The 24,187-nt window shown below is 34.3% G+C and carries 19 protein-coding genes; 5 read left to right on the forward strand and 14 right to left on the reverse strand.

Going from position 1 to position 24,187, the window contains the following annotated elements; genetic code table 11:
* Window positions 1-107 precede the first annotated feature (107 nt).
* Window positions 108-2,366 carry an acyl-CoA dehydrogenase family protein gene (locus tag AAYQ05_RS10885; protein WP_343543287.1) on the reverse strand — a complete coding sequence of 753 codons (2,259 nt, stop codon included), beginning with the start codon at window positions 2,364-2,366 and terminating at the stop codon, window positions 108-110.
* Between the two features lie 219 nt (window positions 2,367-2,585).
* On the reverse strand, window positions 2,586-3,500 hold the full coding sequence (locus AAYQ05_RS10890) for an EamA family transporter (RefSeq protein WP_343543288.1): 915 nt from the start codon (window positions 3,498-3,500) through the stop codon (window positions 2,586-2,588).
* 111 nt (window positions 3,501-3,611) lie between these two features.
* On the opposite strand from AAYQ05_RS10890, the gene AAYQ05_RS10895 reads away from it, so the two are divergent.
* On the forward strand, window positions 3,612-5,033 hold the full coding sequence (locus tag AAYQ05_RS10895) for an aminotransferase-like domain-containing protein (RefSeq protein WP_343543290.1): 1,422 nt from the start codon (window positions 3,612-3,614) through the stop codon (window positions 5,031-5,033).
* 248 nt (window positions 5,034-5,281) lie between these two features.
* On the opposite strand, the gene AAYQ05_RS10900 is transcribed toward AAYQ05_RS10895, so the two are convergent.
* From AAYQ05_RS10900 to aspA, 6 genes are all read right to left on the reverse strand, one after another.
* Window positions 5,282-6,229 carry a bestrophin family protein gene (locus tag AAYQ05_RS10900; protein WP_343543292.1) on the reverse strand — a complete coding sequence of 316 codons (948 nt, stop codon included), beginning with the start codon at window positions 6,227-6,229 and terminating at the stop codon, window positions 5,282-5,284.
* Window positions 6,230-6,361: 132 nt separating this feature from the next.
* Entirely contained in the window at window positions 6,362-7,084 is a 723-nt protein-coding gene (locus AAYQ05_RS10905) for a hypothetical protein (RefSeq protein ID WP_343543294.1), read from the reverse strand.
* An 82-nt stretch (window positions 7,085-7,166) separates the two neighbouring features.
* Window positions 7,167-8,549, reverse strand: a complete 1,383-nt coding sequence (locus AAYQ05_RS10910) for a HAMP domain-containing sensor histidine kinase (RefSeq protein ID WP_281632225.1) — start codon at window positions 8,547-8,549, stop codon at window positions 7,167-7,169.
* A gap of 1 nt (window position 8,550) precedes the next feature.
* A complete protein-coding gene (locus AAYQ05_RS10915) occupies window positions 8,551-9,225 on the reverse strand; it encodes a response regulator transcription factor (protein ID WP_343543296.1) in 675 nt (224 codons plus the stop codon).
* Between the two features lie 150 nt (window positions 9,226-9,375).
* Window positions 9,376-10,662 carry a BamA/TamA family outer membrane protein gene (locus tag AAYQ05_RS10920; RefSeq protein ID WP_343543298.1) on the reverse strand — a complete coding sequence of 429 codons (1,287 nt, stop codon included), beginning with the start codon at window positions 10,660-10,662 and terminating at the stop codon, window positions 9,376-9,378.
* Between the two features lie 157 nt (window positions 10,663-10,819).
* A complete protein-coding gene (gene aspA, locus AAYQ05_RS10925) occupies window positions 10,820-12,229 on the reverse strand; it encodes an aspartate ammonia-lyase (protein ID WP_177209949.1) in 1,410 nt (469 codons plus the stop codon).
* 158 nt (window positions 12,230-12,387) lie between these two features.
* Here aspA and AAYQ05_RS10930 point away from each other — a divergent pair, with 158 nt between their 5' ends.
* The gene (locus AAYQ05_RS10930) at window positions 12,388-12,966 is read left to right on the forward strand and encodes a pentapeptide repeat-containing protein (RefSeq protein ID WP_343543302.1); all 579 of its coding nucleotides are present in this window, start codon (window positions 12,388-12,390) and stop codon (window positions 12,964-12,966) included.
* 123 nt (window positions 12,967-13,089) lie between these two features.
* Here the strand turns inward: AAYQ05_RS10930 and AAYQ05_RS10935 are convergent, their stop codons facing one another.
* From AAYQ05_RS10935 to glyA, 4 genes are all read right to left on the reverse strand, one after another.
* Entirely contained in the window at window positions 13,090-13,593 is a 504-nt protein-coding gene (locus AAYQ05_RS10935) for a GNAT family N-acetyltransferase (protein WP_343543303.1), read from the reverse strand.
* A 21-nt stretch (window positions 13,594-13,614) separates the two neighbouring features.
* Entirely contained in the window at window positions 13,615-14,655 is a 1,041-nt protein-coding gene (locus AAYQ05_RS10940; protein ID WP_343543304.1) for a GMP reductase, read from the reverse strand.
* Window positions 14,656-15,005: 350 nt separating this feature from the next.
* Window positions 15,006-15,599 carry a MiaE family protein gene (locus AAYQ05_RS10945; protein WP_057122755.1) on the reverse strand — a complete coding sequence of 198 codons (594 nt, stop codon included), beginning with the start codon at window positions 15,597-15,599 and terminating at the stop codon, window positions 15,006-15,008.
* 131 nt (window positions 15,600-15,730) lie between these two features.
* Complete coding sequence (glyA, locus tag AAYQ05_RS10950) at window positions 15,731-17,005, reverse strand: serine hydroxymethyltransferase (protein WP_281632219.1); 1,275 nt, start codon at window positions 17,003-17,005, stop codon at window positions 15,731-15,733.
* Between the two features lie 109 nt (window positions 17,006-17,114).
* Here glyA and fahA point away from each other — a divergent pair, with 109 nt between their 5' ends.
* Window positions 17,115-18,398 carry a fumarylacetoacetase gene (gene fahA, locus AAYQ05_RS10955; RefSeq protein WP_177209956.1) on the forward strand — a complete coding sequence of 428 codons (1,284 nt, stop codon included), beginning with the start codon at window positions 17,115-17,117 and terminating at the stop codon, window positions 18,396-18,398.
* 107 nt (window positions 18,399-18,505) lie between these two features.
* Here fahA and AAYQ05_RS10960 read toward each other — a convergent pair whose 3' ends face one another.
* Together AAYQ05_RS10960 and AAYQ05_RS10965 are read right to left on the reverse strand one after the other, a co-directional pair.
* Window positions 18,506-19,690: an endonuclease/exonuclease/phosphatase family protein gene (locus AAYQ05_RS10960; RefSeq protein WP_343543307.1), complete on the reverse strand. Its 1,185-nt coding sequence runs from the start codon at window positions 19,688-19,690 to the stop codon at window positions 18,506-18,508.
* Window positions 19,691-19,904: 214 nt separating this feature from the next.
* A complete protein-coding gene (locus tag AAYQ05_RS10965; protein ID WP_343543309.1) occupies window positions 19,905-20,945 on the reverse strand; it encodes an agmatine deiminase family protein in 1,041 nt (346 codons plus the stop codon).
* A gap of 184 nt (window positions 20,946-21,129) precedes the next feature.
* Between AAYQ05_RS10965 and AAYQ05_RS10970 the strand changes: the two genes are divergently transcribed.
* Window positions 21,130-22,650 carry a choice-of-anchor I family protein gene (locus AAYQ05_RS10970; RefSeq protein WP_343543310.1) on the forward strand — a complete coding sequence of 507 codons (1,521 nt, stop codon included), beginning with the start codon at window positions 21,130-21,132 and terminating at the stop codon, window positions 22,648-22,650.
* Between the two features lie 201 nt (window positions 22,651-22,851).
* Window positions 22,852-24,111, forward strand: coding sequence for an OmpA family protein (locus AAYQ05_RS10975; protein WP_343543311.1), 1,260 nt, complete (start codon window positions 22,852-22,854; stop codon window positions 24,109-24,111).
* The last annotated feature ends 76 nt before the right edge of the window (window positions 24,112-24,187 follow it).

Below are 24,187 nucleotides of genomic sequence, written 5' to 3' on the forward strand. Positions count from 1 at the left end.
TCATCCATTTTATATCTCAAGCTTTAATGGCATAAAAAAATCTTTGCCAAAGTTTAAAATTTTGACAAAGATTTTTTTAAAACTTATATCACTTATATGGTTTAAAATCAAACCGCAATTGGCGCTGCCAAACAGCTTTCTGGAATATCAAAAGCATTTACCAAAGCCACCGCGTCGGGACGAATATCCCAGCAAAGCTGATTTACAATTTTACGGACTGCTTTGGTTTTAACCGCTTCCATATAACCGTCTTCCAGATACCAAGCTTTATTTTTTTCGATTGTAGAAAGTGCGTATAGCTGATTCAGTTTTGTCAAAATTGCTTTTGATGGTTCATCTTCAACCGCTTTTATTGCAAGCTGAAATTGTTCTAAAACTATTCTTTCTAAATATGCCTGCGCAACATCAATCATTTGGTGCTGAACGACATTAAATGCATCATAAGGTTCTAATCCGCCATCAATTAATTTCTTGATACGTCGCGCTGCAGAAGCCAGAATTGTCTTTTCTCTGTGAACAAATGCCTGAAGATGAAATTCTCTATCTAACAAATGCTCATCATCTGTTCTTCTGGTTGCAATTGGATTTTTCTCAGCAATAGCTGTTTTAGCATTTTCATATACATAATTAATGATTCCAAGCGAACCCATTTCTCCAAACGATTTTCTGAATTCTGCCAAACGATTTTTGGCTACCAATTGCATCAAAACCGTATTATCGCCCTCAAAAGTGGTGTAAATTTCAGTATCATTTTTAAGTGCATCGATTCGGTTTTCAGACAAATATCCTTTTCCTCCACACGCTTCACGGCATTCCTGCAGAATATCTCTTGTGCTCCAAGTAGAATATGATTTCATTCCCGCAGCTAGTGCTTCAATTTCTTGCATTTCGGCTTCGGTTCTGTTCAAAAATCTGTTGGTTAGATATTGTAATGCAAAATGAACCGCGTATGTTTTAGCCAGAGGCGGCAACAATCTGCGTTGATGCATTCTATAATTTAAGATCGGAACTTCAGAACCTCCTTCTGGTCCAAATTGCCTTCTTTGATCGCTGTAGCGAATGGCAATTGTCAATCCAGATTTTGCTGCCGCTAAGGCCGAACGCGGAATCCCAATTCTTCCTCCTACCAAAGTGCCCAACATGGTAAAAAATCTACGGTTATCACTCGGAATCGGACTTTCGAATTCGCCTTTGTCATTCACAGAAGCAAAACGATCGAGCATATCTTCTTTCGGAATTACTACATTATCAAAACTAATTGTTCCGTTATCTACGCCATTTAATCCCATTTTATGGCCACAATCGCCAATTGTTACGCCATTTACGACATTTCCATTTGGATCGCGTAACGGAACCACAAACGCATTGACACCATAATCGTGATCGTCAATAATTAATTTCGCAAAAACAGTTGCTTTTTGTCCGTGAACAGCTGCGTTGCCAATATATTCTTTTTGCGCATTTTTGTTTGGTGTGTGAATATTAAAAGTTTGATCGCTATGATTGTAAGTTGCTGTAGTTTCTAAACCTTTTACGTTCGATCCGTGATGTGTTTCAGTCATTGCAAAACAGCCAGGAAGTTTCAGCGAGCCAATATCTTTTAAATATTTAGCATAATGTTTTTCAGTTCCAAGAGACTGAACGCTCATTCCCCAAAGTCCAAACTGAACACCAAATTTAATTACCAGACTTAAATCGTGATAGCTCAGCGTTTCCATAATCGCAAAATAATCTTCTACATTTCCTCCGCCTCCGTATTCCTTCGGATATGCCATACTTCCGAGGTTTTCATCGGCCAGAATTTTACACCATTTGTAAACGGTTTGTCTGAAAACGTTAATATCTGTAGAAGTTTCATACGCAAATTCGGGTCTTGAAATCACCGATTTTACTCTTTTGATTATTGCGGCTTCTTTTCCGTCTAAAATCTGAGTGATTTTCTGAATATCAAAACTGGCATTGGTATGAGAATCGGCAGTAAAAGAACCTGATTTGGTTTTGAAATTCTGCAATGCTTCTTCGCCTAAAATTCCTAAATCATTCTCCAATTTCTTGAAATCGGATTCTATTGGTGTTAAATCTAAATCGGTTCCTGAAAGTGCTTTTGCAATATCAAAAATCGACTTAACAGAAGATTTATCTTGAATGCTTTTTTCAATATCCGATTTCCATTGTGTGAGTTCATTTCGCGAAGGTGGATTTGAAATATCTACTTTAGAAAGTAAATATTCTTTTTCTTCTTGAGATAATACATTTAGAGAATTTATAAATCCTTGTAAAGTTGTAAACTCTTTTTGCGTCAGTAAATCATCTGACCATACTAAATAAAATAACGGAGTAAAGGCTTGAAGTTTGGTATTTTTCATATCAATGGTATTCGGTTTGGAAATAGTTTTTTTTAGCCACGAATTCACGAATTTTTTTAATCTATTTTTTTAAAAAAATTCGTGAATTCGTGGCTATCTTTTATTACGCGTTATCGCATAAAAAAACAGGAATGAAATATACTCATTCCTGTTTAAACATCCTGTTAAGATTCTGACAATTTTCGATTTTAAACCAATAAAAAATATGAAAACTAAGAATTAAGAACCTTTGGATATTGAGGTCATTTTTTGCTTTATGGCAAAAATATGATGCGAATTAAAAACTAACACTGCGGTAAAAATGATACCGTACGCTGTAATTTGCAAAGGCGTGATATTTTCTTTGAAGAAAAAGGCTGCCAAACCAAATGCAATCATCGGATTAATGTTTAATAACATTCCAACTGTTGAAGAGTTGATTCCTGAAAGTGCATATAAATTGAGAAATAACGGAATTATAGTAAATACAATTGCAATGGTTTCAATGCAGAGATAAAACTTAAATTCCGTTGGAACCGGTCCCCCAAAAACCGGATAAAACGGTAATAATACTATTGCTGCCAAGGTAATATGAAAAGTCAGTACAATAAATTTGTCAAAACCTTTATTGGCACGCTGACTTACTAAATAAGAAGCATAAGTTAATCCGATAATGATACTGAAAACCATATCCATAATAGCAGCGTACGACAATAATACACAGCCTGAAATACTTAATCCTACAGAAATCCACTGCATTTTAGACAGTTTCTCTTGTAATATAAAATAAGCTAATATGGTAGTCAGAATTGGACAAACTAAATATGCCAGAGAAGTTGCTTTAACACTGACATGATTCATTACATAAATATACGTAAACCAATTTCCCATCAAAAAAGCGCTTCCCCCAATATTCAATAAAACAGATTTTGTTTTTTCTGATTTTGGCAATGCTTTAAAGATTTGAACGGTTTCTTTTATTTGTTTTCTTTTGAAGATAAGAGCAATCAAAAGCATTAAAATACTACAGCTGAAAACGCGATAAAACAAAATATCTAATGATGGATATTCATGAATTGGTCTTAAAACCAAGCTGAAAAGTCCCCATGTAGTAAAGGCAATAATTGCTGCTATATAATACTTTGTTGTTTTCACAAAAACTCCGATTTGATTTGTTTTCTTTTGATGAAGCAAATTTCTAAAAAATTAAACAGCAATACAGATACAGTTTTTGTAAATTGCAGCATAACAGTTTTTATTTTTACAATGAAAAATTCCAATTACTTATATCTTCAATTTGCTGATCTGATCGAAAAACAGATCAAATCTGGACTTTTAAATGTAGGCGACAAACTGCCATCTATACGAGAAGTGTGCGCTGAAACTGGTTACAGCATGAGTACTGTCAGCAAGGCATATTACGAAGTTGAAAGCCGTTCCTTGATCGAATCTAGACCACAATCGGGTTATTATGTAAGTAATATTTCGGCTAGAAAAATTCCAGAACCATCGGCAAGCAAACCGCTTTTAACCCTTGAAAACATTGAACGCGAGGATTTAGTCGATTTGGTTTATGGAGATATGCGCAAAAAAGATATTACGATGCTTTCGCTTGGTTTTCCATCCAATGAATTACTTCCGATTGCGAAACTGAATAAAGGAATGGTTCAAGCCATGCGTCAATTACCCAACAGCGGAACAAGTTATGAGGAAATTGAAGGAAATAGTAATTTAAGAAAAGAAATTGCGCGTTGGTCGTTTACTTGGGGCGGTTCTTTGACTGAAGATGATATTATAACGACTCCAGGCTGTATTTCGGCTATTTCAGATTGTTTATTAACGCTGACAAAACCGGGAGACACCATTATTACAGAAAGTCCGGTTTACTTTGGAATTCTGCAATTGGCGAGATCATTGGGTTTGTACGTAATGGAACTTCCAACTAATATGACAACGGGAATCGAATTGGAAGCGGTCAAAAAAACACTTTCTACGAATAAAGTAAAAGCTTGTGTTTTGATGAGTAATTTCAGTAATCCGTCAGGAAGCATGCTGCCAAATGAACATAAAAAGGAAATCGTCCGTTTAATGGATTTTTATAATGTTCCGCTAATTGAAGATGATATTCACGGCGATTTGTATTTTGGAACAAGCCGTCCAACAAACTGTAAAACGTATGATGAAAGCGGTATCGTTTTGTGCTGCAGTTCAGTTTCTAAAAGTCTGGCACCAGGCTATCGTGTGGGTTGGGTTTCTCCAGGGAAGTTTAAAAAAGAAGTTCTGAGAACCAAATTGTACCATACGATCTCCAATTCAACTATTACTCACGAAGTCGTTGGTGACTTTCTAAAAAACGGTCGCTATGAAAACCATCTTAGAAAAATTCGCCAAATTCTGAATCGCAACTGTACCAATTACATCAATACGGTTTTAGAATCTTTTCCTGCAGGAACAAAAGTGAGTCAGCCTCAAGGTGGTTTTTTCCTTTGGGTCGAATTGAATAAAAAAATAGATACTGCTGCTTTTTATCATTTAGCGTTACAGCATAATATTAGTATTGCGCCTGGAAGGATTTTTTCGTTTCAAAATCAGTTTTCTAACTGCATGCGATTAAGTTTTGGATTGCCTTGGTCTAATGAATTGAGAACTGCTATTCAGACGTTGGGAAGGCTGGCGAAGCAATTGTAGACTAAGAAAATCAACACAATATTATCAACATCGTCAAATTAACATAGCTCGTGGTTTCAACCACGGGAACGCATGATAGTTTTTGATATTCTTTGTGTTCCAGCGGTTGAAACCGCTGGCTATATTTAAGATGTTTGCGTTATAATTGTTGTCTATATTCATTTTTTAAAATGACAAAACAAAAAAAACTGGACAGCGCAATTACACACTGTCCAGCCAACAATTAAAAGAAGACCAAAATTAAATAGTTATAAGACAAAATAAGCGTCTTTCTCGACTTTCTTAGGTTCGTCATTTAATTCAAATTCTTTCAGGATATCAAATTCACTTTGATATTCATTCAGCATTTGCTTGATATTTTTTTCAATTGTATTTGCAATTGCCGTAACTGGAGTATCTGTTGGTCGGTTTTCAAACGGATCTTGCAAGTGAATTGCCATTCTTTCGATTAAAAAGAAAGCGGCACCAATTGCAGTAATCAACGGAATTGCGAACCAGCTTAATACGCTTGTTAATCCGAAAGGCAATACAAAAATGAATAAACATAAAGTCAATCTAATGTACATGCTGTATGTTGTTGGGAAAATCGTGTTTTTAATACGCTCACATTTTCCCATTTCATCACATAATCTAGACAATGTATTATCAATTTCTACCTGCTGATACATGTTGATTTTCTTTTCGTTTTTAGCGGTTCTTAAATCTCTTGCATGCAACATCAAAATCGCATTTGGAACGTTCTGATGATTTTTGATGTATTTGATTTCTTCTTCGCTAATTAAACCTTCAAGCGGTTTTATGGCATCTCTTTTTCTAAGCGATTCTCCTAAACTGTAACACCATGCAATTTGCCTTTTGGCAAAATTTTCTTTGAATTCGCTGGCTTCAACTGAATAACCAGGATCATTGTAAAAGGTTAAAACTTGACGAATAAGTGTTCTTGAATCATTCACTACAGCTCCCCAAACTATTCTCGCTTCCCACCATCTATCGTAAGCTTGATTGGACTTAAAAGCTAATAATAAGGAAATAATTGTTCCAATCATGGTTGGAATCGCAATCGGGATATCTACAGGAAGATTGATGAAATAATGATGAAAAATTTCAAATAGTACTGTATACGCCAGTACTAGAGCAATTTCTACCTTAATTTTCCCGAGAACGTACTTCATTGGTATTCTTTTCTTTAATAACATATTTTCGGTTATAATTAAATTAATATTTTTTTAAGGTGCTAAGAAACTAAGGAGCTAAGATGCTAAGGCATTAAGGTCTACGAATTAAAAAACTTAGAAACTTAGAACCTCAGAAGCTTAGATTCTTAAATATCAAACCATCTCTTCGTACAATGAAAGAACCGGAAGCCCTAGCTTTTCATTGACATTTTCTTTTTTGACTTTTTTAAATTTGATTTTTTCGCCTTTACGCGTTTCTACTAACATATCAATATTATGTTTTGAAATGGCTTCTGATAAAAACGGTGCAACATTTTCGTAGTTATCTTCAAAACTGGCTGTTTGACTCACAATTTCAAAAGAGAAATTGGCGCTTAAGAATTCCTGTACATCTTTTACATGGATATTTTTACTGGAATTTTCTACATATAAAGCTTTATGAAAAACCTCTTTATTGATTTCTGTGCTTAAATGCAGAATCGGGCATTTTTGGTTCCCAGCCAATTGCACTAAATACTGATGAATTCTTTTGCTTTCTTGCTTATAAGAGTGCGTAAGAATAACCAGCTTTACCGAAAAAGCTTCAATGAGACGTTTGAAAATTGGTGCTGAAAGTCCGTATTGGTTGTGAACTTTTAGCTTAATATTTGAAGTATGTTCTATAATATATCGGCAAGTTTCCAGAACTTCTTCCTGACTTTTGCTAAGTCCAGATCTCATTTCTCTCAAAAAACCAGAAGAAGAAAACGTATCAGGAGCTTCTGAAACTAATACTAAAATAATTTCCGATTCCGTATTCTTAGACTGATTTACCGCAGATTTAACAGCCGAAATAGTATCATCTTTTAAAGTTGTAGGTATAAGAAAATTTTTCATAAGTATATCTTTTAGTTTATACCTACAAAATAACTGTCCGCAAATTAGACCTTAATTAATTTAAAATTAGAATTTTCTAAAATTAAACATTAGATTTTTTAATGTTGCCTTTTTTGAAGATGATCGTAACGATTGTTCCCTTGTTTTGTTCTGACTGTACTTGAAGTTCACCATCGTGCATTCTAATGATTTTAGACGCTAAGGGCAATCCTAAACCATAGCCAATATACTTAGCCGCAATTTTGCCCCTAAAGAAAGGCTCATATAAATGCGGAATATCTTCTGGCGGAATTCCGATACCAATATCATTGATCGTGATTTTGATCATTTCTTTATTGGCTGTAAGATTTACAAAGACTTCGTTGTTGTCTGAATATTTTACCCCATTAGTAATAATATTATTAATAGCCAATTCTAAAAGTGGTTTATTGCATGGTAACAATAATAGATTAGAATCTTCTGGAGCAAAATTAAGTTTAATGCTTACGCGGTTATCTGGATAAATTTTATCTAAATCTGATTTTACATCCAATAACAATTCATCCATTCGGGCAATATCTGAAACTTGTTTTTGTCCGTCATATCCTGTCTGCGTCAATTTAAGAAGGCTTTCTGTTAAGTTTCCTAATCTAGAAGCTTGGCTGTAAATATTTTGTAAAGATTCTACATATTCATGCTTTTCTCTCTCTTTTAGCAGCATAATCTCAGATTCGGCAATAATGGTTGTAATTGGCGTTTTTAATTCATGAGAAGCATTATTGATAAAGTTAGCCTGAATTTCAAAAGAAGTTTCCAATCGATCCAACATATTATTGAACGTATTGGTCAAATCTGATATTTCATCAGAATTTTTAACTTCGGGAAGACGGTTATGTAAATTAGAAGCACTAATTCTTTTTACTTCTTTAGTAATTCTCGCGACAGGATTAATAACACGTTTTGCTAGAAATCGTCCTAAAAGAAAAGCAAGAATTACAAATCCAATTCCGCCAAAAAGCATAATTTTGACAATATAAACGGTTGTATCTCTACCTTTGCGGTCTCTCGCACCAACAATCACAATATATTTCTGATTGTTTTCTTGAAAAATCTGTCCTAAATAATATTTATTATCCCTTTCATAAGAATCTTTTCCCGTTCTTAAGATATTGGTATAAAAGGTGTTTGGAAGATTGAGATTAGTATTATAATCAAAACTATTATGGCTATTTATTTTTAATACATATTCTTCTTCTTCAATTAATTCTTCAAGACCATTTTTTTGAAGATTTTTATAATATTTAATTTTCTCTGGGTCTTTTTGAAAATGAATTGAAGCGACAATTTTTGCTCTATCGTCTAATCGCTTTAAAAAGTGATATCGATTGTTTTCTCTAAAAAGAAAAAATACGATAATACACAATAGCGAAGTGCTAAATGTAGAAAGGGCAACATAATTGAAAGTGATTTTTTTTCTAATATCCATATTATGGCTTAATTACATAACCTAAACCCTTCATGGTATGAATCAGTTTGGTTGAAAAAGGCTTATCTATCTTTCTTCTTAAGTACGTAATATACACATCGACAACGTTGGTATTCATATCAAAATTAATATCCCAAACATTGTCCAAAATCTGATCGCGCGAAACAATACGCCCAGTATTTTTAGCTAAATAGTATAGCAGTTTAAATTCTTTAGCAGTTAATACAATATTCTCGCCATCTCTTTTGACTGTTTTGGCGCGTCCGTTTATTTCTAAATCAGCAATTGTGATAGTGTCTATTTTTTCTGTTTCCTGCTGTGATCTTCTATATAAAGCATTTACTCTAGCGTCTAATTCACCAAATTTAAAAGGCTTCACCAGATAATCATCTGCACCAGAATTAAGACCAGTTACAATGTTTTCTGAAGTTCCAAGAGCCGTTAAAAGTAAAATGGGCACAAAGTTTTTAGCTGCCCGAAGTCTTCTGCAAATTTCGATTCCGTTAACATCAGGAAGCATAACGTCTAAAATTACAACATCGAAAGTATAATTATGAATCATTTCTATCGCAGTTTGACCATCCATAGCAACGCTTACTTCATTATTATTTTCTGCAAAACCTTTTCGTAATATCGATAATAGATTTGGCTCGTCTTCGACTATCAGTAATTTCATATTAAGAAGTTTGTATATACAACAAAAATAAGAATACTATTTAAAATAATTTTAAACAACTTTACAAATTATGATTTTATTGTGAACAATAAAAAAAGCAGACTCGATAGCCTGCTTTTTACTATTATTTTGTGCCTAAATTTTTTAAAATTAAAAAGTTTCTCCAGCATTCAAATAAAATCCTTTAGAATTATTACCCCAAGCATAATCGAAAATCAGATTGGTTTTGGATGCTTTATCAATTAAAAGTCTTAAACCAATGCCTGCTGCGGGCTGAATGGATTTGAATAATTTAAGATCATTATCAGAATTACTCGTCGTTACAAAATTGGTAAAAACAGTACCGCTTAGCAATTGGTTGCAGGTAATTGGAAATCGAAATTCTGTCGATAAATAAACCAACCCATTTCCTCTAAACAATCCCTGCGTATACCCTTCCCCGCTTCTGCTACGCTGATCCCAGCCAATTGCTGGCAGGTTTAAGTACGGAACTTTTCCTCTAGTCACAAACTGTCCATAAGTCCAAATTGCCAAAATATAACGCGGATTCTTATGCGAAACAGGAATAAAATGACGGTATTCTGCAAACAAAACATTACTATATTCCTGATTATTAAACAGTACTGGATTAAATCTATAATTAATATTGGCAAACCAACCTTTTGATGCATTTACCTGATTATCTCGTGAATCGTGAACTAAATTAAGACTTACTCCATTCAAGAAATATTCATTATGATCAAAACCATATTTCTGACTGTAATTATAATGATAAGTATAACTTCCTGTATCAATATCTAGTTCTTTGTCATCAATGCTTGAATACCAATCAATATTAATTCCTCCTCCAACATAATAGTTTTCCTTAACTTCAAAAGAAACTGTCTGATGGAACTTGAAATAATTATAATCCATATCCTGAGCTAGCGAATCGACACTAAATCCAGACGGGCGGTCACGTCTTGGCGGAATTATATCGGTTCCTAACCCATAATTGGGTTGTGAAAACAGATATAAACGATAATCTCCGCTCAGAAAGATTTTATTATTCTTGAGCAGAATATTATTTTTTACATTAACTAACCACTGATTTTTAAGAGTGTAAGTAATTCCGATATTAGCAATCGAATATTTGTCTTTTTCTTCTTTTCCTTTAAAAGTATATTGGGCAACGGCTCCAAAAAAGAAACCAGTTGCAGGCTGAGAACCTATTGCTGGAATTACTAAAAAGAAATTGTTTTTTGTAGGTTTAACGACTAGCGCATCATCATCTTTTTTAAAAATATCGAATATTGTTTTGGGAAGACAAATATTTGGATTTTGAATTTCAGGACTTTGAATTTCCTCTTGAGCGAATAAATTAAAAGAAATAAGAAGCAATAATCCTAAGATTTTAGACTTGTACTTATCGGCATTATTTTTAAAAAAAATTACCATTTACAAAGTTTAGTTTTATAGATAAAAGCTTAATCCTACTGTAAATATAAGTCTTATTTTCAACATCTTACGAACTAAAACTAATTAATTCAAAAATATTTTAACAAAAAAAGCCGTCAAAAATAAATTTGACGGCTTGGAAATATCATCTCAAATATTACTTGGTAATAAATTTTGGGTGAATCAGATTCTCAAGAGAATAAATTTCATCCCATTTTTCTTGTGTAATCAGCTTTCTTTCCAAAACTGCAATTTGATGTACACTTTTACCCGTTTTTAAAGCTTCTCCAGCAATACTCGCACTTTCTTCGTAACCTAAAATTGGATTCAATTGCGTTACAATTCCGATGCTGTTCATCACCATATTATAGCAATGGTCCACATTTGCTGTAATTCCGTTAATACATTTATCGATTAAAGTCTGAATAGCATTTGAAAGATAATCCAACGAAGTAAACATTGCGAAAGCAATTACAGGTTCCATTACATTTAATTGCAATTGTCCCGCTTCTGCCGCCATTGTCACCGTTAAATCCTGACCGATTACATAAAAGCAAGTCTGATTTACCACTTCTGGAATTACCGGATTTACTTTTCCTGGCATAATAGATGACCCTGGCTGACGCGCTGGAAGATTGATTTCATTAAAACCTGTTCTTGGCCCTGAACTTAATAATCGTAAATCATTACAGATTTTAGAAATCTTAACCGCAGAACGTTTTAAAGTTCCCATAATCTGAACGTAAGCGCCTGTATCAACCGTTGCCTCAATTAAATCTGGGGAAAGTGTTAACGGAATTCCCACCTCATCTGCCAAATATTTTACGCAGATTTCTGGATAACCTTCTGGAGCATTTACTTTTGTTCCAATGGCTGTTGCTCCCATATTGATTTCTAAGAGCAATTCCTGAGCATTTTTTAAACGCTGAATATCTTCTCCAATTGTTGTGGCATAAGCTTTAAATTCCTGTCCTAAAGTCATTGGAACCGCATCTTGCAATTGCGTTCTTCCCATTTTCAGAACTTCTTTAAACTCCTCTCCTTTTTTGGCGAAAGCAACTTCTAAACCTGCTAAAGTTTTAATAAAACTTTCCATTTTCAAATACAAAGCAATTCTAAAAGCCGATGGATAAGCATCATTTGTCGATTGAGAACAGTTTACATGATTGTTTGGATGAAGAAAATTGTATTCGCCTTTTTTATGCCCTAAATATTCCAAACCAATATTAGCAATGACTTCGTTCGCATTCATGTTTACAGAAGTTCCTGCTCCACCCTGAATTAAATCGCTCACAAATTCTTGATCAAATTTGCCCGCAATGACCTGATCACTTCCGTAACAGATTGCTTCGGCAATTTTAGAATCAATTGCGCCGCAATCTTTATTGGCTAAAGCAGCAGCCTTTTTTACATATCCTAAAGCTTTGATAAATAAAGGTTCTTTTGAAATCGGAATTCCTGTAATATTGAAATTTTCTACAGCTCTAAAAGTCTGGATTCCGTAGTATAAATGATTCGGAATTTCTAATTCTCCTAAAAAATCATGTTCCTTTCTTGTTGGTTCCATATAATAAAATTGATATGTTTTGACTTAAAAAAATAAGTGTAAAGCTACAGCATTTTACCGATTAAAAATGTGAATGAAATCAAAATCATTTATAATTTGTTCCCATTATTCTATGGTAAATTATTACCTTTTCACCTTCAAATAATTATAGAAAAGGGTTGAAAAAAGAAAGCGAATATTTTCTTGATAAAGAATACAATACAATTGTTTACGCCAAAGACGATTTGAATTTTAAAGACTTTGAATCTTGCGTTTTTAACAATTGTAACTTTTCTGCGTGCACGTTTTTAGCCGTTACTTTCATTGATTGTATTTTTAATGACTGTATTTTCAGCGAAGCAAAAATTAATTATGTGGCATTAAGAACTGTTACTTTTAATCGATGTGAAATTAAAGAAGTGAATTTCGCTATGTGCGACAAACTAATTTTTGAAGTTCAGTTTAATGATTGCATCCTCGATTTTTCTAAGTTCTATACTTTAAAACTGAAAGGAACTCCTTTTACCAATTGCAGTTTAATAGCCGTAGATTTTATGGCCGCAGATTTAACGAGCGTAATTTTCGATAATTGTGACTTATATCGTTCTGAATTCAACAAAGCCATCGCTAACAAAGCTGATTTTAGAACCAGTTATAATTATACGATTGATCCTTCTAAAACTAAATTGAAGAAAGCTATTTTTTCTTTGAAGGAAGTGAAGGGATTATTGTTTACGCATGATGTGGTTGTGAATTAACGCATAGTTTGTCATTTCGACGAAGGAGAAATCTTCGCGAGTAACTCCGCAACGAAAAGCCAATCTTTATAGAGCTTCTTACGAAGATTTCTCCTTCGTCGAAATAACAAAAATGCTAAAAAATTACGTTGAGACTGATTTTCCCATCACATAATCCTCCATCAAATATCCATTCCCAATTTCTATATCAACGGTTTCTTTAATTTCGAAACCTATTTTTTTATAAAAATCCAATGCTGTATTAAATCGGTTTACATTCAATGACAATTGTTTTGAATTGTTTTCTAAAGCCAGTTTTTCTATAAAATCAAATACTTTTTTTCCATAACCTTTTCCTTGTGTTTCTGGTAACAAGTAGATTTTATGAATTTTCGTAATGGCTTCATTTTTATAATGATGCTCAATTCCTATAAAGCCAATTGTAGATTCAGAATCTAAAATAAGATAGAATAATTGTTCTTTATTCTCAATTTGTTTTGCCAAAGCTTCATTAGAATAAAACAAACCTAACATATAATCTAATTGCGATTTAGATAAAATTTCACCGTAAGTAATAGGCCAAGTGATGTTTGTAATTTTCTGAATTGTAGAGATATCACCTAACCCTGCTTCTGAAATGCTAATCATAATGTATTTTGAAATATATTTTTATTTAGTAAAAACTTGATTTTCCTGTTCGCTTACGCGGATGAAAGTCGTTCGTTTAGTCAATTCTTTTAATCTTGAAGCTCCAACATAAGTGCATGTGCTTCTTATTCCGCCTAATATATCTAAAACAGTATGAATGACATCTCCTTTAAACGGAACTTGAACTGTTTTTCCTTCACTTGCTCTGTATTCTGCAACACCGCCGGAATGTTTATCCATGGCGGTTTTTGAACTCATTCCGTAAAATTGTTTGAATTTTTCTCCTTTGACTTCTATTAGTTCACCGCCGCTTTCTGTATGTCCTGCGAGCATTCCTCCCAACATTACAAAATCGGCTCCTGCACCAAAAGCTTTCGCCACATCGCCTGGAGTTGTACAACCGCCATCACTGATAATATGACCGCCTAAACCGTGCGCTGCATCGGCACATTCGATAATGGCCGATAACTGCGGATAACCAACACCTGTTTTAACACGCGTTGTACAGACAGAACCAGGTCCAATTCCGACTTTTACAATGTCTGCTCCTGCCAAAAGTAGTTCTTCAGTCATTTCGCCAGTAACTACATTTCCAGCAATAATTATTTTGTCTGGATATTGTTTTCGGGTTTTCTTTAAAAACTGAACAAAATGTTCTGAATAGCCGTTTGCAACATCAATACAAATAAATTTCAATGCAGGATTTGCAGTAATTATTGTTTCTATTTTCTCAAAATCTTCTTTTCCTGTCCCAGTGCTTACGGCAATATAATTGTAGAAATCTGGAGTTACATTTTTTAGAAAGTTATTCCACTCTTCTAAAGTGTAGTGTTTATGAATGGCCGTAAAAAGTTTTTCTTGTGCCAAAACCTTTGCTATTTCAAAAGTTCCAACAGTATCCATATTGGCGGCCATAATCGGAATACCCGTCCAATTTGCAGCACTATGCAAAAACTTGAAATTTTGTTCTAGGGAAACTTCAGATCTACTTTTAAGCGTTGATCTTTTAGGTCTAAACATTACGTCTTTAAAACCCAATTTGAGGTCCATTTCTATTCTCATAGTTCGAGATTTTGGTTACTCTCAAATGTAAGGAATTTTAGATTGTAGACTTTAGATTTTAGATTAACAAAAACTCGAACTTTTGAACAATTATCAATTCACTTTTGCGAAAGTGCTGATTAAAATTCATTTCAAAGAATGCAGATTTTAGATTAAATCTAAATGCATAAATTGTAACGCGGATGAAACATTCGCTTTCGCAAAAACGCGGATGAAAACGGATTTTTTTTAAACTGAGAAATACATTGCGCAGGCTTCGACTTCGCTCAGCCTAACAAACTTGAAACTTGAAACCTGACACGAGGCTTTAGCCGAATTGGCGAAGCAAACAAAATAAACAAAATCAAAAACTACCCGTGAATCGTCTCTCCTTTTCCGTAATTGGTAATGATTGATTCTTCAAAAGCGAGCCATTCTCTCCAACGTTTTTCAACATCGATTCCTGTTCCGTATTTACGTGCGTATGTGATGAAAGTAGTGTAATGTCCTGCTTCACTTTCCATTAATTCTCTGTAGAAAAGCGCTAATTCTTCATCTTTAATATTTTCAGAAAGCACTTTAAAACGTTCACAGCTTCGTGCTTCAATCATAGCTGAAAACAATAACCTTTCTACAAGTCCAGAAACACGGCTTCCGTCGCCGCTTCTTTTCATATATTGGTAAAGTTCGTTTACGTAATCATCTTTACGCTCACGTCCTAATTTCAATCCACGTTTAATGATGATATTATGAACCTGCTCAAAATGATCGATTTCTTCTTTGGCTAAAGCCAATAAATCTTTCACTAAATCCTGATGTTCAGAATTGTTTGTGATAATTGTAATTGCGTTTGTTGCTGCTTTTTGCTCGCACCAAGCGTGATCTGTTAAGATCTCTTCAATGTTTTTCTCAACAATATTTACCCATCTTGGGTCGGTTGGCAATTGTAATCTTAATACGCCCATAGTCTTTTGTTTATTTTGTTTCAGGTTTCAGGTTTCACGTTCTTTTAGGAACTAAAAAAGTTTAAAGTTTCAAACTGTTTTTCGGACAGCGTAAAACTTTAAACTTGAAACTTTAAACTTGAAACTATTTCTTAATACGCAAAAATCGGTTTTTCGCTCATCATATCATTTACTTGTTCAGCCACTTCTTCGATAACTGCTTCATCTGTATGGTTCGATAAAACTTTATCAATAAGCTCAACAATAGTTTCCATATCTTTTTCAACTAAACCACGAGTTGTGATTGCAGCTGTTCCAACACGAATTCCAGAAGTGATAAATGGAGATTTATCGTCAAAAGGAACCATGTTTTTATTTACTGTAATTTCAGCTTTTACTAATGCATTTTCAGCTTCTTTACCAGAAATACCTTTGTTTCTTAAATCAATAAGCATCATATGGTTATCAGTTCCGCCAGAGATAATATTGTAACCTCTTTTTACGAAAGCATCAGCCATTGCATTTGCATTCTTTTTTAATTGCATTGCATAAGTAAAGAAATCATCTTTTAATGCTTCTCCAAAAGCAACTGCTTTAGCCGCAATAATGTGCATTAAAGGTCCTCCTTGGTTTCCAGGGAAAACAGCTAAGTCTAATAATGAAGACATCATTCTGATTTCTCCTTTTGGAGTTGTTAATCCTTGTGGATTTGGGAAATCTTTACCCATTAAAATCAAACCTCCACGCGGTCCTCTCAATGTTTTGTGAGTTGTTGTAGAAACAATGTGGCAATGAGGAATTGGATCGTTCATTAATCCTTTTGCAATAAGACCTGCTGGGTGAGAAATATCAGCAAATAAGATTGCTCCTACGCTGTCAGCAATTTGTCTGAAACGAGCAAAATCCATATCACGAGAATAAGCCGAAGCTCCAGCGATAATTAATTTTGGCTGTTCTTTAGTTGCAATTTCTTGAATTTTATCATAATCTAAACGACCAGTTTCAGCATCTACACCGTAAAATACAGGACGGTATAAACGTCCAGAGAAATTTACAGGAGAACCGTGAGTTAAGTGACCTCCATGAGATAAATCGAAACCTAAAATAGTATCACCTGGATTTAAACAAGCATGGTAAACAGATGTATTTGCCTGAGAACCTGAGTGAGGCTGTACGTTTGCATATTCAGCTCCAAATAATTCTTTAGCTCTGTCAATTGCAATCTGCTCAATAACGTCCACTACTTCGCAACCGCCGTAGTATCTTTTGCCAGGATAACCCTCAGCATATTTATTAGTTAAAACAGACCCTGCTGCTGCCATTACTTCATCACTTACAAAATTCTCAGAAGCAATAAGCTCTAGTCCGTGAATTTGTCTTTCTTTCTCCTCTTGGATAAGATCAAAAATTTGTTCGTCGCGTTGCATTTTTTTGTTTTTCGTTAATTTCACGCAAAAATACAAAAAAACGTTTGTCAAACAGCTAGATTATGATATATTTGACATGTAATTTTTCAACAAACAATTAACATTAAACATGCCAATAACCGCCAACGATACCAATAGAAAATCATGGTTAGAAGTGCCACAAAATAGCGACTTCCCTATTCAGAATATTCCTTTCGGTGTATTTCTTACCAAAGAAAATGTCGTTACTGTAGGAACAAGAATTGGCGATTATGCCATAGATTTAGGAGCTTTACAGCAATTAAATTATTTTGAAGGAATAGAATTAACCGATGATATGTTTATGCAGGATACGCTAAATGATTTTATTTCTGATGGAAAAAAAACATGGCGCCTGGTGCGAAATCGCATTGCTGAGATTTTCGACGAAACTAATCCTCAATTAAGAGATACAACAAAACATCGCGATATTGTTATATTTAAAATCGAAGACGTAGAAATGCAATTGCCAGTTTTAATTGGTGATTATACTGACTTTTATTCAAGTAGAGAACATGCTACAAACGTAGGAAAAATGTTCCGTGATCCAGATAATGCTTTATTGCCAAACTGGCTACACATTCCGGTTGGATATCACGGTAGAAGCTCTACAATTGTTCCTTCTGGAATTCCAGTTCACAGACCAATGGGACAAACTTTACCCGCTGGACATGATACACCAGTTTTCGGAGCATCTCGTTTAGTAGATTTTGAATTAGAAACTGCTTTTATTACTACAGATGTAAATGTAATGGGCGAGAATATTTCAACTTATGAAGCTGAAGATTATATTTTCGGAATGGTTTTACTAAATGACTGGAGTGCGCGAGATATGCAGAAATGGGAATATGTGCCTCTAGGGCCATTCTTAGCTAAAAACTTCGCTACTTCAATTTCGCCTTGGATTGTGACTATGGATGCTTTGGAACCTTTTAGAACTAAAGGACCAAAACAAGATCCGTCTCCGCTTCCGTATTTGCAAACAAAAGGAAAAAAAGCTTTTGATATTCATTTAGAAGTTTCTTTACAACCAGAAAATCAAGAAGAAACGATAATTTCAAAATCTAACTTCAAGTACATGTACTGGTCTATGGCTCAGCAATTAACGCATCATACTTCAAATGGATGTCGCGTGAATTCTGGAGACATGATGGGTTCTGGAACTATTTCTGGCCCAACTCCTGATAGTTTTGGTTCTATGCTGGAATTAACTTGGGGAGGAAAAAATCCGCTTAAACTAAGTGACGGAAGTGAACGTAAATTTATTGAAGATAATGATACTGTTATTATTCGCGGTTTCTGTGAAAACAACGAAGTAAGAATTGGATTTGGAGAAGTTTCAAGCCAGCTTTTACCTCCATTTACGAGACAATGAAGAGCAGAGCAATCTGAAGAGATATAGAAAAACAAAAAAACCTTGGAAATCCAAGGTTTTTTTTATGCTTTATATTTAATCTGGAAAAAGTTGAAAGAAAAAGCTATTTATTCTAAAACCACCTTAACCCAAACCAAACGATGATCTGAGCTTGATTCTCGTTTTTCTACCAATTCTGACATTGCCTCACCTTTTGCAGGCCAGAATACACCGCTATTAACAACCTTAAAACCAAGTCTGGATGGCAATACATAATCAGCTCGCATTCTCCAAAAAGCCGTATGATTAACTCCAAAAGGATTTTTAGGACTAAATTCAGCACCACCTTTACTAGCAGGCGTAAAGTCGCTATTAATTTTCGGACTTTCTATTAAGGATTTTATACCTTCTCTCATAGCATCTCCTTCAACTGGCGAAGCGTTTTGATCACCCATGATGACAAATCGAGAATCTGGAGGCAAACCTCCTTTTACTCCTTTATCATCGTAAATATACGAAGCAGAATTGTCTGAAATATAATCTCTCCAGAATCGGATTTCATCATGATTTCTTTTTCCGTTTCGATCTTCATCTCCATCAAAAGTAGGAGGAGTTGGATGACTGACTAAAACGTGAACTGTTTTATTCCCAATCTCTACAGGAACATCCCAGTGAGATTTTGAAGATAATGGAAATTCCTTCCATGCTTTCTTACTGTACCAATCCGATCCATCTGCTTTTTTGGTAATCAATGCTCCCGGCATGTCTTTCCATTTAAAATGCTGAAAAGTACGAACAGCCTTAACATCAATAGGATATTTAGATAAAAGCATCATCCCGTATTGTCCAGGATACATGCCAAATGCCCATGCATCATTTCCAAAATTATCCAACTTTCCATCATTGTTCAAATCATAAGGACTTGGCTGGCCTGTATTTACTGTCGAATAATAGTAATAAGGATAATCAATAGCGGCTGCTCCACCTTGGCCGACGTTCAAATAATTTTTTATAAACGCCTTTACACCAAGTTCAGGGTCTTTAATATAATCAAATTCGTTTAGCAAAATAACATCTGGTCTAACGGTCTGAATAATCTGGGCAATATTTCTGATTTGAGTATTATGCCCTAAACTAAGTTGATTAATCAACATCTGCTCCGATTTTCCCATTGCACCTTTGGGAGAATAATTGTCAGATTCCATACTTACATTGTAGGTGGCAAATGTAAGTTCATTTTTGTCTTGTGAATCAGACTGCGAAAAAAGAACTCCGGAAGAAAGCACGGAAAGGATAAAAAATATTTTCTTCATATAAAATTAGATCTGCATTTCTGCATTATTGAACATACGAATATAAGAAGGATGTGTGGACACACGGCAAATCTGTCTGTTAAATATACAACAAAAAAAAGCTGCCACATTTGGTGACAGCTTAAACTATATAAGAAAGTCTCTGAATATCTGATAATTTTATCACAGATTAAAAATATCAAAACGATTATTTTATAATCTGTGATTAATATTTTTATGCAGGAATCTGCTGACTTAAACAATGTAAAGTTCCGAATCCCCAGATAAAATCGATACAGCTAATACCTATTACTTCACGATCTGGAAAACATTCTGCTAATATGTTTAAAGCTACTCGGTCGTTGCTGTCGTTGAATGTTGGTACTAAAACGCAATTATTCAAAATTAAGAAATTAGCATAACTTGCCGGCAATCTTAAATCTTCAAAATCAACACGTTTTGGCATTGGCAATGCTACAATAACTGGAGATTTTCCGTTTTCTAATTTAGCATTCTGCAAACGTTTCAAATTGTCCTGTAAAGGTTTGTAATTTGAATCGTTTTTATCTGTTTCTACAATTGTTACAATCGTATCTTCGTTTACAAATCGGCATAAATCGTCGATATGACCATGAGTATCATCTCCTTCTATTCCATCTCCTAACCAAATTACATTGGTAACTCCAAGATATTCTTTAAAAACAGCTTCGTAATCTTCTTTTGTAAAACCAGGATTTCTTACTTGAATTGTTGGGTGCATCAAACACTCTTCAGAAGTCAGTAAAGTTCCTTTTCCGTTTACATCAATCGCCCCACCTTCAACAATTACAGGTTTTCCTTTGTACATTACTTGAGTTAAAGGAACATCAATAAAATCAGCTACTTTAACAGGAACAAATTTATCTAATTGATAGTTTTTATATTTTGCCCAACCGTTAAAGTTGAAGTTAAGCGCTTCTCTTTTTGAACCATTTTTTACAATAATTGGTCCCGAATCGCGCATCCAGCTTCTGTTTGTTTTATGAACAATATAAGAAACGTTTTCAGTATTAACGCGAGCTCTTTCAAGCATATCAGCAACTTTCTCTTTCAGTTTTTCATCGGCTACAAGCAAAAAAACAGTTTCAAGAGTGGCTACTTTTTTAATAAACTCTACAAAAGCCCATTGAACGGCTTCATATTTTCCTGGCCAATCGTTACCATTGTGCGGAAAACACAATACAATTCCTTGTTGCTTTTCCCATTCTGCTGGAAATCTTCTATTATTTGTTGACATAAATAGGTTCTAATTTAGAAAGTGCAAAGATAAGCATTCGTTAGGATTATAAAACATTTGGTTGAAATTCCTATGTGATTTCACAAAACTTATCCTGCAAAATTTAAGTTAAAGATTAAATAATACACACTTAATATTTAACAGAGAGCTCAGAATTACTTTTGCCAAAACTAAAAACTAACACATGAAAAATTTATCTCTCTCATTATTAGCTGCTCTTTTTTTATTGGCAAGCTGTAACAATGATGAAAATTCAAACACCGAACCAGAAGTTGTTGTAAACGAAAATCCAGGAACTTTTAAAGAAATTGGTTCGATTACAATTGGCGGAGAAGCTGCTGCTGAAATTTCTGCTTATTGCGAAAAAACGAAAAGACTTTTTACAGTAAACAATAGCGGTGTTAATCAAATTGACGTTATCGATATTAGTGATCCCACAAAACCACTTAAAATCGGAAAAATTGATTTAGTTGCTTATGAAGGTGCTGCAAATAGCGTTTCTGTTTTTGATGGAAAACTGGCTGTTGCTTTAGAATCTACTGTAAACAAACAAGGAAACGGAAAAGTAGTTGTTTTTAATACTTCAGATTATAGCTTAATTAAACAAGTAACGGTTGGTGCTTTGCCAGATATGATTACTTTTTCTCCAGACGGAAAATATATTATGACGGCAAATGAAGGCGAGCCAAATACAGATTACACACAAGATCCAAACGGAACCGTTTCTATTATTGAAACAAGCACTTACAATGTTACAACTTTAGACTTCGCTTCATTTGCCGGTCAGGCTGCGACATTGGTAAAAGATGGCTTCAGAATTTCAAAATTTGCTAAAACCAGTTTTGCTCAAGATATCGAACCTGAATATATTACAATTTCAGACGATTCTAAAACGGCTTGGGTAACCTTACAGGAAAACAATGGTGTCGCTAAAGTCGATTTAACTTCTAAAACGATTACTGCTATTTATCCTTTAGGAATGAAAGATTATAACACAGCTGAAAACGCAATTGATGTAAGTGATAGCGATAATAAAATTGCTTTTAATCCTTGGAAAGTAAAAGGATTGTATATGCCAGATGCGATCAGCCATTATACTGTAAACAATGTTCCTTATTTTGTAACCGCTAACGAAGGTGATGCAAGAGAATACACTGCTTACACTGATGTGAAGCGTATGAAAAGCATGACACTTGACGCAACAGCTTTCCCTGATGCAGCTACTTTAAAATTAGACACCAATTTAGGAAGATTAAATCTTGTTGCTGACATGGGAGATACTGATGGAGATGGAGATTTAGATCAAATGGTAAGTTTTGGAGGAAGATCTTTTTCTATCTGGAACGGAAATACAGGGAAAATTGTTTTTGACAGCAAAAATGATGTTGACAAAAAGACTAACGAAATTGGCACATATGATGATAAAAGAAGTGATGATAAAGGTTCTGAACCAGAAGCTGTAGTTGTGGCTAAAATGGGAAATCAAAATATTCTGTTTGTAGGACTTGAAAGATCTGATGCTTTTATGGTATATGATGCTACAAACCCAACTTCTCCTCAGTATTTGCAAACTGTGAAAACAGGAGATGCTCCAGAAGGTATTCTTTTTATTCCAGCTTCAAAAAGTCCGACAAAAAGAAGCTTGTTGGTAGTAAGCAGCGAAGGAGACGGATCTGTTAAAATTTATCAGCCTGATTTAAAATAATAACTCTTTTTTAAGGATAGCAAAAGGACAAAATGTGAATTTTGTCCTTTTTTTTGCCTTCTATTGTACTTATTTTAACGAATTTACATAATTAAAAGCCAAAATATGGGAATTATGTAAGGGTATATACAACACTTTCTAGAATTCGACCTCTAATTTTGTTTCAGAGTTTAAAATAAAAACAATTTAATTTTTGATATCATGAAAAAGAAATTAGTATCAGTATCCTTATTATTACTATCATTTGCTGCAGGTGCTCAAAATATGGCTACTACTTCTACAAAACCAAATGTAGATCAAGAATACAACAAATGGTCGATCGAACTTAATGGTGGGGTTAACAAACCAACCAGAACAATGACTCCAGGTTATACTACAGAATCGTTAAACTTTTTTCACGGAGATTTGGGTGTAAGATATATGTTTAGTCCAAAGTTTGGGGTAAAATTAGATGTTGGTTACGATCAATTCAAAGAGAAAAAAGATACTCCAGATTTTGAAAGCCGCTACGTTAGAGCGAGTTTACAAGGGGTTATCAATGTTGGACGTGCTTTAAATTTTGAAACTTGGACAAACACAATAGGTCTTTTGGCGCATGGTGGTTTTGGGGTTTCGCAAATTAGTACTGAAACAGGATTTGGCGGACAAGATTACATGGCTCACGGAATTGCTGGTTTAACAGGACAAATTAGATTAAGCGACCGAGTAGCATTGACAGGTGATCTTACCGGAATTGTTAACGGAAGACAAAACTGGAACTTTGACGGAATGGGAAATACTACCACAGGTTCTTTTGATGGCGTTTTATTAAATGCTTCTATAGGTTTAACTTTCTACCTAGGTAAAAACCAAAAACATGCTGACTGGGTTGGTGAAGAAGATAGAATCAGTGAATTGGAACAAAGAGTTGACTTAATCGAAACTGGTCTTATAGATTCAGACAAAGATGGAGTTGCTGATTTATACGATTTAGAACCAAACAGTATTGCAGGAGTTGCTGTTAATACAAAAGGACAATCTATTGATACCAATCAAAATGGTGTCCCAGATGAGTTAGAAAGCTACTTAGACAAAACTTACGAGAGAAAAGGTGCTGGAACAGCTACAAACAATACAGTTGAAGAATTAATCAACGGTGGCTATGTAAATGTTTATTTCGATTTCAATTCGTCTAAACCAACAAACGCTTCATTATCTGGTGTTGATTTCTTAGTGAAATACTTGAAAAACAACCCTGGAAAATCTGCCGACATTATTGGTTATGCTGATGAAATTGGAAGCTCAAGCTACAACACTGAATTATCTAGAAAACGAGCTGAAGCTGTGAAAAAAGTAGCCGTTAATGCTGGAATCGATGCTTCAAGATTGAATGTTATTGCTAACGGAGAAGATACTTCTGTTAACAAAAGCTCTAAAGAAGCACGTCAAATCGTGAGACGAGTTACTTTCCAAGTAAAGTAATCTATATATAAAGCTAAAAGCAGAAAAGGAGCTATTTCGTGTTGAAATAGCTCCTTTTTATTATAAAAAATAATTT

This window comes from Flavobacterium movens (assembly GCF_039581425.1).
GTDB classification, from domain to species: domain Bacteria; phylum Bacteroidota; class Bacteroidia; order Flavobacteriales; family Flavobacteriaceae; genus Flavobacterium; species Flavobacterium luteolum.